This window comes from Sphingobacterium paludis, assembly GCF_004364125.1.
GTDB lineage: Bacteria > Bacteroidota > Bacteroidia > Sphingobacteriales > Sphingobacteriaceae > Sphingobacterium > Sphingobacterium paludis.
Genome location: NZ_SNZV01000006.1, coordinates 117,116 through 129,344 on the forward strand (window position 1 = coordinate 117,116; position 12,229 = coordinate 129,344).

Here is a 12,229-nt window from a genome sequence, read left to right on the forward strand (position 1 = left end):
TTATTGTGCAATTAAAACCGGAATGTTAACTGCATGTCTTAATTTATTTACCGTTTCACCAAATATAATGTCTTTTACACCGGTGTGTCCATGACTTCCTACAATCAGCAGATCAGCACCATAGTCCAAGCAACATGCTTTTATAGCTTTGATCCGATTGTTGTAGCCTAATGTGTAGCGCACCTCATAGTGCTGCTGCGCCAGAAAATCTGCATATCGTTTCACTCTGGCTAAATCTTCACGGGTTTCAAAATCATCGCTGTGCCCACCAGTGTATTTCACGCCTGCACTTTCCACCACGTGGATTAAAATGAGCTTGCACGTATGCGGATTGTATTGAAGAACTTGATTGATAACGTGCTCATCGGATTTTGAAAAGTCCAGTGCTAAAAGTATAGTACGAAAGGAGGATGCAGGCTTAAATTGCAGCTCTTCAAACGACGTGTGCACATCAACTTTCGTGGGCCTTAATTTAGCGATCCACGGATACACGACTGTCATCACCAGTAACACCAGTAAGCCTACAGCGGCGGCAACGAGGAGGATCTGCAAAAAAACATTGTCGATATGTGCGAGCCAGCCGGTCACCTCTTCAAAAACCAATTGAAAATTTAATACGGCGATGACAATAGCAATGAGCCAGCTAAAAAACTTTAGATAAGGGCCAATCACGAATTGCCCCATCTTTTCCTTATCGCTAACGAAGTGAATCAACGGAATCACGGCAAACGCCAGTTGCATACTCAATAACACTTGGGAGAATAGCAACATCTGCCCTACTTCCTTATCACCAAATAGGAGGATAACGATAACGGCCGGAACAATAGCTAATAAGCGGGTAAGCAAGCGCCGTAATAGTGGGCTGATGCGCAAGCGCAGGTAACCTTCCATGACAATTTGCCCAGCCAGTGTACCGGTAATTGTGGAGCTCTGGCCAGCCAAAATGAGCGCTATAGCAAAGAGCTTTGGTGCCCATTCCGATCCTAAGGTAGAGCCTAGCAGTCGATAGGCATCCTGTAACTCTGCCACGTCATGCATTCCATTGTTATGGAAAACAGATGCCGCTAAAATGAGAATGGCAGCATTGACCAAAAAGGCAATGTTCAAAGCGATAGCGCTGTCCAGAAAGTTATATTTCAACGCCCGCCGGATGGACGGAGCTGTCTTTTCGATCTTCCGTGTCTGCACGAGGGCAGAATGCAAATATAAATTATGCGGCATGACGGTGGCCCCGATAATACCGATCGCAATATACAATGCCGCATTGTTTGGCAAAGATGGTACAAAGCCTTGTATCACCTCTCCAAATTGCGGTTGTGCAAAAAACATCTCCACCAAAAAACACATACCTATCAACGTGACGAGGCCAACGATAAAAAGCTCCAGCTTGCGCATACCTAGCCGCTGGAGATAAAGCAGTAAAAAGGTATCTGCAAAGCTGATCAACACGCCCCACAGGATATCGATGCCAAACAGCAGGTTGAGGCCGATAGCCATACCCAACACTTCGGCCAGATCGCAAGCCGCAATGGCAAGTTCGGCCAACGCATATAAGGCGAAATTCATCCGTTTGGGATATATCTCTCGATTACATTGTGCTAAATCTTTTCCGCGTACAATACCTAAGCGCGTACACAAGCTCTGTAGCAGTAGTGCCATCAAATTGCTCATCAGCAAAACCCATAACAATGCATAGCCAAACTGACTGCCGCCAGCAAGGTCAGTTGCCCAGTTCCCCGGATCCATATAGCCCACACTGATAAGATACGCAGGGCCAAAAAAACTAAGCAGACGTTTAAATTTTGATTTTCCTTGATGTACCTCTACACTCCCATGTACATCGTCTAACGACTTCGTGTGCTGCCCATCCTTCATGACGTGTAATTTACCGAACTTTCCATAAATTACCATCATCAAAAAGCATAATGCGAAAATATTTAAACTCGTTTTTAGCTATCTCCTAAAAAAATGATGCTGTCTAAAAAGTGATTAGTTTTCGTCATCGAGAAGGAGTGACGACCACCAAGCAATCTTAGCAAACACAATGCAGATTGGTTTCCTTCGGCGGTCGTCATACTTCCTCGCTATGGCGCAATTTGAAGTTAATCAATTGTCTTTTTAGATATCCTCATTGTTTAATAGCCGGGGTTCTGCACCAGCTTTGTATTTCTATTAATTTCATCACGGTGGAAAGATGTGAAATACATCTTATCATTCCAGGCGCGGTTTTCAATACCTGGATCTATTTCGCCCACGGTGTACGTGTAGGAATAGTTATCGGTGTTATATCGATAGCGGTTCACTACTTGCCCTGCCTTTAGTCTGCCTTCTATACGGATAAGCGTCGCCTTGCGTCCTAAGGTCTGCGCCGCGATCATCCATCGGCGTGCATCGAAGTATCGGTGCTCTTCATAAGCGAGCTCTACGCGGCGCTCATTACGATAGCGCGCCCGGAGCGCATCCCCGGCATCTGTTATCGCTGGCATCCCAACCCGAAAGCGAATTTTATTCAACCACAACCGCGCTTCGGCCTCTTCGCCTAACTCCATGCAGGCTTCTACATAGTTGAGAACGGCTTCTGTGTACCGCAACAGCGGCCAAGGCACACGTTGCCGGGTATTTTGATCGATTATAGCCGGGTCTGCATCAACAAACTTACGGTAGTAATAGCCGGTATACGACCCGTTCCAATCTTCCACCGGACTGTTCCGTGTGTCCAGCCCATATTGGACAACTTTTGCGCCCGAACTATTGATCACTTCATATTGCCCCGTCTGAATCTGGTTGAAAGGGTCGCGCTCTTTGACATCATCCGTACGGGGCTTCCAATTGGCGCCATCGTACAAAATACTTGCATACAAACGCGGATCCCGATTTTGATAGGGAGCTGCCCTATGCGCTGGATTGTTCCAATCAAAGCGTGCCCCATCCGTCATTTCGTAATCATCCACCAAAAGTTGCGTAGGCGTATTTCCCGCCCAATTATGGTAGCCGTTGGGGCCATTATCACGCCCGACCCAACCGCCGCGCTCATCTTTGAGGTCGTTAAAAAAGCGTCCCAAGATCAGATCGCTCTTGGCGGCAGCATCGCCTAATGTACTACCTCCGCCCATAGCGATAGACCGGTAATTTTCTGTCCCCTCGTCCACAGTAGCCTTTTCGGTCAAATCCAGCTTGTACGCGTACTCCGTATGATCGAGAACAGCCTTAGATGCCTGTTTGGCCAAGTTCCATCGCTCCGTTCTGCTGCCGGATGCATAGCCGATAAATGCTGGATTTGCATAGCCATTGATCAGTGTTGATTTCGATTTGGCAGTGGCATTGTCGTGCAGGTCGCTAGCCGCATACGTCAATACGCGGGCTTTGAGGGCTAATGCGGCAACATCATTTATCCGACCGTCCACTTTAGCCACGCCATCTAAGAGTAATGCTGCAGAATCACAATCGTTAACAATGAAATCGACGCAGGCGGCGTACGTATCACGCGGACGGGAATGATCTGTATCCTCCAGCTTAAATGTAAAATTGATCAGCGGAACCCCGCCATAGGTGCGCAAAAGTTGTTGGTAGAAATAGCCCCGCAAAAAGTACGCTTCGCCCAATAGCCGATTAGCCCGTGCCTGATCATCAAACTGCGGATTTCGCAAATTGGCAATGGCGATGTTCGCAGCGCGGATGCGAATATACATCTGCTCGTAGCTGTAAGTGTCCATAAGCCGTCCCTGATCGGCATCGTTAGCACGTCCTTCCGTAACCGTATTGATACCTCGACCAGGATGCGTAAACAAAGCTTCATCGGTCAACGAGGCCATCTGTTCCTCATAAAATCCCCCTACCCCAAATCCGTTGTATATTTCAAAAACAAATGCTTCCGCTAAAGCAGCATTTTGCCACACCAATTCATTAGGGACTTCTTCCAAAGGTTGCGTGCTTACAAAGTCATCGTTGCACGCTGTAGCTAGAACCAGCGCTAATGCTGCGCCTATAAAATATCTTAATGTGTTCATGTATTCCATCGTTTAAAATGATACCATTACTCCCCCATTAACCAACCTTGCCTGCGGGTAATACTGCCCCAGCTGATTCGTTGATTCCGGATCGTATACTTTCAGTTTGCTCCACGTCAAAAGATTCAACCCGCTTACAAAAAGACGCAGGTTACTGATTTTCATCTTCTCCAGCACCGAAGAAGGAAGGTTGTAACCCAGCTCGACGTTCTTCAATCGAATGTAATCGGTGCTACGCAGCCAGTAGGTATTATTGTTTGAATAGTATTGATCACTCCGATCCGTGATCCGCGGGTGCTCGCCGCTTGGATTATCTACGGTCCATCGGTTTTCATAGAAGTCCAGCAAATAGTTTCCAATTGCCCCAGATTCATCAGTAGCCACGCGCAGTTCGCCACCGGTTGCACCCTGAAACAAAATACTGAGGTCGAAATTTTTGTATGTTAAGCCGAGGTTGATCCCTCCCTGAAAGGTAGGATCCGTGTTTTTATCGCGGCGCACGCGGTCATTGGGCGTTATTCTTCCATCACCATCGTAGTCAACGTATTTCATGTCTCCAGGTCGTAAGTTGCTCGTGATGGCACCATAGTCAATGGTATTGGCGTCGATCTCCGCCTGATCGCGAAACACGCCGTCATAGACGTAATACAATCCGGCATTGATAGCGCGTCCTGTGCTTTGCTGCCATAGCGGAGCACCCGGTGCCTCATCCCAGAAGATAATTTTATTCTTTGCATAGCCCCCATTGACGGACACACGGTAGCCTACCTCGCCGATCTTGTCTTGCCAACCTATATTAAATTCCCAGCCGGAATTATCAACTTTCCCTATATTCTCTGCCGGAAGCGTCATTCCACTGCTATGAGGTATCGAGGCGTTGCGTTGCCAAAGAATACTTTGCCGGCTATTCCTGAAGACATCAAATTCCACATTCATTTTTCCGCTGAATAATTGCAGATCGACGCCGAGATTATAATTGTTGGCTACTTCCCACGTAATGAACCTATTTGGAACCCGACTTTCAAACAATGATTTTACCACATCACCGCCTATGATATAGCTGCCAAATGCGTAGGTAGAAAAATATTGGTACTCCTGAAGCGCATCGTCGTAAAAAATATTGTCATTTCCCATCTGTCCGTAGGACGCGCGCAATTTGAAGTAATTGACGACCGGCACATTGTCTTTCCAAAAGCTCTCTTCCGAAACCAAATAGCCCAACATCACGCCTGGGAAAAATCCATAGCGCTTGTTTTCGGGAAACATGTATGAACCATCGTAACGCCACAAAAACTCGCCGATATACTTCCGCTTATAGTTGTAGCCCACACGACCGAAATAATTAAGCCGAGCCCGCTCCCAAGCGCCACCGTTATTATCCTTTTCGGCATCGCCACCGGCAAAAAGATAATCGATATCCGTAGAAAGGAAGTACCGTCTGAAAGCGCTTAAATAGTCGTTTCGAATGGTTTCGCGGTTCACGCCCGCAAGCAAACTCAAGCTATGGTCGCCGATGGTTTTATCATAACTTAGTACGGCACCCATCAAGATATTAAGTTGGTCTTCATCTTCGTGCGTCAATCGCGGTTCAGCAGGGCCGCGTATGCCCCGCACCAATCGCGGCGTTGTGCCATCATCTTCATAAGCGCCCTGCCAGGTGTATAGATACCAAGGAATTTCCCAGTTTTTAGTTTTTTTGATATACTTATCTACCGATGCATTTAGCGATAGCTTCAGCCCCTCTACCCAAGGATTTGTAATATCCACCTGTCCATTGGTTTGCAAATAATACCGTTTATCCCGATTGTATCCGGTTTGGTCGGTGGTGATGACGACCGGATTTTCACCATGTTCAATGTCTGGCCCGGGCATTCCATTGGGCCAAAAGGCGGGCATGGTTGGGTTTCCCCGCATTAGCATTCGAAAAATTGTGGCGGCAGACTTTGTGGGATAGTTACGGTCTTCCTGTCTTCCCATCACGCCAAACTGCGTTTTTATATAGGGATTTATATTGGCATCCAAATTAATCCGAAAATCATACTGCTTGTAGCCAGTAGCGGAATTTTTGTAATAGCCGTCTTGGTTTTGGTAACCCATTGACAGGAGGTAGCGCATGTCTTCCGAACCGCCATCGATCTGGACATTATGCCTTTGCTGCGGCGACCAATTTTTCAACGTAGCGCCGTACCAGTCGGTATTGAGGTGCCCCCAAGGATCGTTTCCATTGGCAAAGAGAGCTTTATCTTCTGGCGTAAACGGGGCTTCGAGCGTTGTTCCATTCGGACGTTGGTAGTTGCCGCTGGTGTTAAAGCCATTTAATGCGCTGGACCACTCCGAAACGGGGAGCTTAAATATCTCCAGCTCATTCCGCATTTCAGCATACTGACTGGCGTTGGCAAGCTTAGGAATGACCGTCGGCTGCGAGTACCCTTGATTGAAATTGTAAGACAATTTTGGCTTTCCGGTCTTACCGCGCTTCGTTGTCACGAGGATGACGCCGTTAGCAGCGCGGGCTCCATAGATTGCCGCAGAGGCATCTTTTAATACCGATATGTTTTCTATCTCGCCAGGATTTAAGCGCTCGAAACCTCCCTGACGCGCAGGTATGCCATCAATAACGATCAGCGGACCACTATCTCCCAGCGTGTTAGAACCCCTAATTCGGATTGCTGAACCGTCGTTTCCAGGCTCGGCACTCCCGTTTGTCGCGATTACGCCAGGAACACGTCCTGCAATAGCGTTGGATAGATTGAGCGCCGGGGATTTTTGTAGCTCTTCTCCTTTTACCGCTACAACTGATCCGGTTACCGTCTCCCGCCGCTGCGTGCCGTAACCTACCACAACAACCTCATCGATGTTGGCGTTGGAAGTAAGCAACAGTACGTCTATGGCCGTTCGCCCATTGACCTGCTCGGTCACCGGATCCATCCCCACCATATTGAAATGTAATTGCCCTTGCGCAGGTACATTTGGCAGTTCGTAGAAACCTTGCGCATCTGTTGTCGTAGCCAAAGCTGCGCCTACGACCGTTACGGTCACTCCGGGTACACCTTCACCATTTTCTTGGTTTCGTACCACGCCTTTTACCGTAATTTTTTCCTGCTGGAGATTGATCAGCGGAAGCGGTCGATCTTCCGAGGCATACAGCCGCTGATGCGGCAAGGAATAACCGAAGCAGATCAAAACTGACGTTCCCACATACAGAAACCGTCGAAAATCTTTCTTGTAGTTTTGTGTTGTTCGCATAAGTATAAGTTTATGATGATTAGAAAAATTTTAGGAAAGTCGGTTACTTGAGGTTTCATTGTGGGCAGTGCGAACCATCGCTTTCTGTTCGAGGGCAAAAATTCTTCCACAGCACAGCCCGACAAGGTTGTTAGCGGACCTTATCAGTCAAAATGAATATCAAGTATTTAACAGAAATGTGTTTGAATCGTACTCCGGTTAACGTTACCCTTAAGCAGCGAAATGAGTACCATCATCATTCACCATTTTCGATCACCGAATTAAAAAACTATTCGAAAGTAACAGAAGATGGGAGCGTAGATGATTTTTTGTGCGTCAGGAAAATTTGAAGGGATAGGATGAAATAAGTCATAACAATAGTCAGTTTATTAAAAGTTGTTTATAGTAGTAGCTTTATAAAGCTAGGCATTAAAAACAAAAGGAGCGAAATTTTTCCATATCGCTCCTTTTAAAAAACTGATTATCAGCAATTTTAATTTTTCTTCGGATAACCTTCCTCATCCAAATCATCTCGAAAGTCTTCCATATCTTCAGCAATCTTTTTATCGTAGGGACTGGTTTTTAACGCATCTTCCTCCACAATATGCATATTGGAGTTTTCTAAATTATCTTCTTTCAACTCGTCTTTTTCTGCATATTCATCACCCACGAAAGGATTTGCTTCGTCATAGGTGGAATCATCGTCTTCAGCTCCCTCACTCAAAGTTGGGTAATCTGCAGGATGTTGGTAGTCAGGGTTGTCTCCCGCTACATCGTATTCATATGATTCTTTTTCGGAATCGTAGATTAGATCGTCCGACGGTCTAGCAACCGCATCTTCTTCCTCTTCATTTCTTTTATTTGATTCTGGTATCATGTTTCCTCCTATTTCTTTTATCTATGGGTAGAACGCTCGTTAAGCACATCTGGTTTTTATAAAAAATTGTTTACGCTTTTAGAAATCTTTTCTTTTTGCTACCTTTAATCTAGATTATAAACTTCTTTATTATGCACACGAAAACAGAATACCTGATATGGGATAAGATCGTCCATAGTGCTAGAAGCAGAATTGACTTAGCGACATACGGCGAGAAAGCAGCGAAAATCCGCCCTGAAATTCTCGACAAACTGGTATTGCATATCATTGTAGCTTTTGCTTCCGGCGAGGATCACTGCAGCATATCGACCAACTTGCACAATGAACTACAGCATATTGGTATAGCGGTAAATGAAGACGTTATCGACAAAATTATTGCGGATAAGCATGTGCTGTTCAGCGCTGAAATTTACGCCGCTTACCTTACTTTTTCTATGTTGGAAGACGGGCATACCGAACATGAGGTGTTGGGTTATGTTTCGGATTTATTGGATAACCCGAAGGTCTATTAACGATCGTCCTTGAAGTAGAACGATAACCTATCATTGCCAACTTTCATGGACGAAACCGGGTCTTTAGCTAACCTTGGAGACGCAATACCTGATTCCCAACGCACATCGGATCGAAACACGCGTGCCTCATCCCAAATGCCTGCATCAATAAAAAGCTGTAGCGTCTTTGCGCCGCCTTCTATGATGATGGATTGCACATCCATCAGGTAAAGCTGGTACATAATATTCTGCGGGAGATAAAGCGAAAAGTTTTCCAGCGCAATGTGCTTTCGCTTGGCTTGCCAATTGGTTTCCTTCGCATTGAAAACAATGGTCTCGGTAGCGTCATCAAACAAAGCTGCATCTGCAGGAACACGCAAATTCCGATCGATCAAAATCCTTTTCGGATTACGCCCCTTCCATAAACGCACCGTCAAAGCAGGGTTATCAACTAAAGCAGTAGTAGTTCCTACTAACACGGCATCCTCTTCAGCTCGCCACTTGTGTACCAACTGTTTACTTGCGGCATTACTAATCCACTGCTGGCCGGGCACCGAAGGAGCAAAAAAACCGTCCTTGGTCTCCGCCCATTTCAAAATAACGTAAGGACGTTGCTGCAAAATGCGCGTGAAGAAACGGCGATTGGTAAAAAGACATTCATCTTCAAGGACGCCAACACGTGTTTGAATTCCCGCATCTGCTATTTTTTTAAACCCCAAACCGTTTACTTTCGGAAATGGATCAAGACAACCTATGACGACGCGGGCAAATTGATAGCGCACCAACATATCCGCGCAGGGCGGTGTTTTCCCTTGATGCGCGCAAGGTTCCAAGCTGACATATAATGTGGATGACCTGAACAGGGTTTGTGCACGCTCCTCGCCATAGGTATCGATAACGCTGCGAACGGCATTAACTTCGGCGTGTGCCCCGCCATAAGGCGACGTATAGCCTTCCCCAATGATGCGATCTTCGTAAACGACAACAGCGCCTACCATTGGATTTGGACTTACCGACCCCGCCCCTAAAACGGCTAAATCCAAACAGCGACGCATATACAATTCATCCTTTGTCATGATACAAACATAGTATTTAGCAAAGAATATCAAAAGTGTTTTTAGCTTTTGTAAGTTTGTGTTATGAAAGATTACAAAGCATTGGCGGAACGTTATGCGCAAAGCCTCTCTTCCCTTTACGATGCAGACGAAAGCAAGCAACTTTTTCTGATGGCCTATAGCTTTATCACACAAAGGAAGACGATCGATTATGCTTTGGAAAAAAGCAAAACGGTGGACAAAAACGTGTTGCCTAAATTTGAGTTGATTTTAAATGATTTGCTGACCGGCAAGCCTATTCAACATATTATTGGCGAAGCCGATTTTTTTGGTTTACGCTTCCAGGTTAACGAACATACGCTTATTCCACGTCCGGAAACCGAAGAGCTCGTTGATTGGATAATCAGACAGCATCAGCATGAAAAAAGCTTATCCATTCTAGACATTGGCACCGGCTCTGGCTGCATAGCGATAACTTTAGCGCAGCATCTAGAGTCGGCGAGGGTCGATGCCTTAGATATATCAAACGCCGCCATCGCTACAGCTCGCCAAAACGCGAACAGACTGCATGTCGACGTCAACTTTATCGAAGCGGATGTTTTGGAATGGGACGTCTTTATGGAGCAGTCCCAACAGTATGACATCATCGTGAGCAATCCCCCCTACATCACACCAAAGGAGCAAGAGCATATGCATACGAATGTCCTACGCTATGAACCGCATGCTGCGCTATTCGTTGAAGAGCATAATCCTTTACTTTTCTACGCAACGACTGCAGACTTGGCCAAGCAACATTTGAAAGACGGTGGAACCATGTATTTTGAGATCAATCAATATTTGGCAGAACAAACAATGGATTTAATTCGTAAAAAAGGGTTTGCCGATATTGTCCTCCGAAAAGATTTGAATGCAGTGGAGCGTATGATCGCTGCTCGGATGGATTTTTAACGATTTTTTCAAACTGAAAAACAAGCATTTAATTCCTTTTGCAAAAAATAAAACTGCGTAGATTTGGCTTAAATGAACATTTTTTCTACCTTTGCATCACTTCAAACAAGGAAAGCAAGTTTGTTTTTTTAGTACGAAGAACGATTCTGTAGCTCAGCTGGTAGAGCAATACACTTTTAATGTATGGGTCCTGGGTTCGAATCCCAGCGGGATCACGGAAGGCACAAGAAATTGTGCCTTTTTTGCTATTTAAGGGATTCGAACAGAAGGGTTGGGATGGGTTCGAACTCCCTCGTTCCGGACTTGTGTGCGGGGATGCGCGACGGAACATATCCCAGCGGGATCACGGAAGGCACAAGAAATTGTGCCTTTTTTGCTATTTAAGGGATTCGAACAGAAGGGTTGGGATGGGTTCGAACTCCCTCGTTCCGGACTTGTGTGCGGGGATGCGCGACGGAACATATCCCAGCGGGATCACGGAAGGCACAAGAAATTGTGCCTTTTTTGCTATTTAAGGGATTCGAACAAAGGGGTTGGGATGGGTTCGAACTCCCGGATCATTTACAAAAGTTGTGGAGGAGATAAAAAATAATTAGATCTTTGTTGCTTTATATTTTACCTAGATACACGATTCTTTTAAAGCCCTGCTCCCTATAACGGATCAAGCGGAATTTAACATCCCCCCTAGCCCTTGTTTGCAGTATTAAAGCTTCCTTTGGACTAAAAGTTGCAAGTAAGCCATTAGCTTTTAGATAAGCGGGTACAGCACGTTCCGGATCGATATTGACTACAACCTCCGCTTCAAAAAAAGCAGCTCTCGCATTTAGATATTCATCGGATCCCCGATATTCTTTTCCAACTTTTCAAATTCCAATGCCATTTCCAGATCACTTTTACAAAATTTATCGACATGCCGAAAACACGGCGCTGCTTTCTCATTGTTAGAGAGCTTCTTTAATTTCTACTTTTTACCAAATGGCAAATCGGCCGCAAAGAAAGATTATTAACTTTATGTGATGGAAAAATTTATTGAATACATATTGCAGTTCGGCAATTTAAATAAACAACAAATTGAACTTATTACAAGTAAAGGGACAGAACTGAAACTCGGCAAGGACGAGTATTACTGGGAAGCAGGAAAAATAGTAAAACAGATTGGCTTTCTTATCGAAGGCGTTATCCGCGTGTCTTATTACAACAATACCGGTGAAGAAATTACCCGTTACTTCATTGACGAAAATCATTTGATCCTATCAGGTAATAGCATTGATGAAGTATATACGCCATCGGAATACCTGTCTGCTATCACAAGTTGTAAGCTTATCATTTTTTCCAAAAAAGATTGGAAGGAGATCAACGAAACAATCATTGGCTGGGAAACTATTCTCCAGAAAATAACCACGAAATATCATAAGGAAAAAATAGCAAGAAGAGGCGAAATGGTTGCGCAAGATGCCACTACACGGTATCTTGATTTTATCGACAAATTCCCGACCCTGATAAATCGTGTGCCACTATCCTTTATTGCTTCTTATTTAGGGATCACACAATCTTCATTAAGTAGAATACGAAAGAAAATCCGCTAAAATCATTTTTTGTCAAATGGCAAATGATTTTATTTTTTAT

The 12,229-nt window shown here is 45.1% G+C and carries 8 protein-coding genes and 1 tRNA gene; 4 read left to right on the plus strand and 5 right to left on the minus strand.

All coding sequences use genetic code 11. From position 1 onward, the window contains the following. The 4 genes from B0I21_RS12900 to B0I21_RS12915 all read right to left on the minus strand — a co-directional run bounded on the left by B0I21_RS12900 (nucleotide 1) and on the right by B0I21_RS12915 (nucleotide 8,109). A complete protein-coding gene (locus B0I21_RS12900) occupies nucleotides 1–1,875 on the minus strand; it encodes an Nramp family divalent metal transporter (RefSeq protein WP_133641119.1) in 1,875 nt (624 codons plus the stop codon). Nucleotides 1,876–2,135: 260 nt separating this feature from the next. After that, nucleotides 2,136–4,007 carry a RagB/SusD family nutrient uptake outer membrane protein gene (locus B0I21_RS12905; protein ID WP_133640901.1) on the minus strand — a complete coding sequence of 624 codons (1,872 nt, stop codon included), beginning with the start codon at nucleotides 4,005–4,007 and terminating at the stop codon, nucleotides 2,136–2,138. Between the two features lie 12 nt (nucleotides 4,008–4,019). After that, a complete protein-coding gene (locus B0I21_RS12910; RefSeq protein ID WP_133640902.1) occupies nucleotides 4,020–7,253 on the minus strand; it encodes a SusC/RagA family TonB-linked outer membrane protein in 3,234 nt (1,077 codons plus the stop codon). 472 nt (nucleotides 7,254–7,725) lie between these two features. Then, nucleotides 7,726–8,109: a hypothetical protein gene (locus B0I21_RS12915; RefSeq protein WP_133640903.1), complete on the minus strand. Its 384-nt coding sequence runs from the start codon at nucleotides 8,107–8,109 to the stop codon at nucleotides 7,726–7,728. A 131-nt stretch (nucleotides 8,110–8,240) separates the two neighbouring features. Here B0I21_RS12915 and B0I21_RS12920 point away from each other — a divergent pair, with 131 nt between their 5' ends. Then, complete coding sequence (locus B0I21_RS12920) at nucleotides 8,241–8,621, plus strand: hypothetical protein (RefSeq protein WP_133640904.1); 381 nt, start codon at nucleotides 8,241–8,243, stop codon at nucleotides 8,619–8,621. Here B0I21_RS12920 and ribD read toward each other — a convergent pair. Then, nucleotides 8,618–9,676: a bifunctional diaminohydroxyphosphoribosylaminopyrimidine deaminase/5-amino-6-(5-phosphoribosylamino)uracil reductase RibD gene (ribD, locus tag B0I21_RS12925; RefSeq protein ID WP_133640905.1), complete on the minus strand. Its 1,059-nt coding sequence runs from the start codon at nucleotides 9,674–9,676 to the stop codon at nucleotides 8,618–8,620. The two genes, B0I21_RS12920 and ribD, sit on opposite strands and share 4 nt — an antisense overlap. Nucleotides 9,677–9,739: 63 nt before the next feature. Between ribD and prmC the strand changes: the two genes are divergently transcribed. From prmC to B0I21_RS12940, 3 genes are all read left to right on the plus strand, one after another. Next, nucleotides 9,740–10,603 carry a peptide chain release factor N(5)-glutamine methyltransferase gene (gene prmC / locus B0I21_RS12930; protein WP_133640906.1) on the plus strand — a complete coding sequence of 288 codons (864 nt, stop codon included), beginning with the start codon at nucleotides 9,740–9,742 and terminating at the stop codon, nucleotides 10,601–10,603. 142 nt (nucleotides 10,604–10,745) lie between these two features. Next, nucleotides 10,746–10,818, plus strand: a tRNA-Lys gene (locus B0I21_RS12935). Nucleotides 10,819–11,619: 801 nt separating this feature from the next. Further along, nucleotides 11,620–12,189, plus strand: coding sequence for a Crp/Fnr family transcriptional regulator (locus tag B0I21_RS12940; RefSeq protein ID WP_133640907.1), 570 nt, complete (start codon nucleotides 11,620–11,622; stop codon nucleotides 12,187–12,189). The last annotated feature ends 40 nt before the right edge of the window (nucleotides 12,190–12,229 follow it).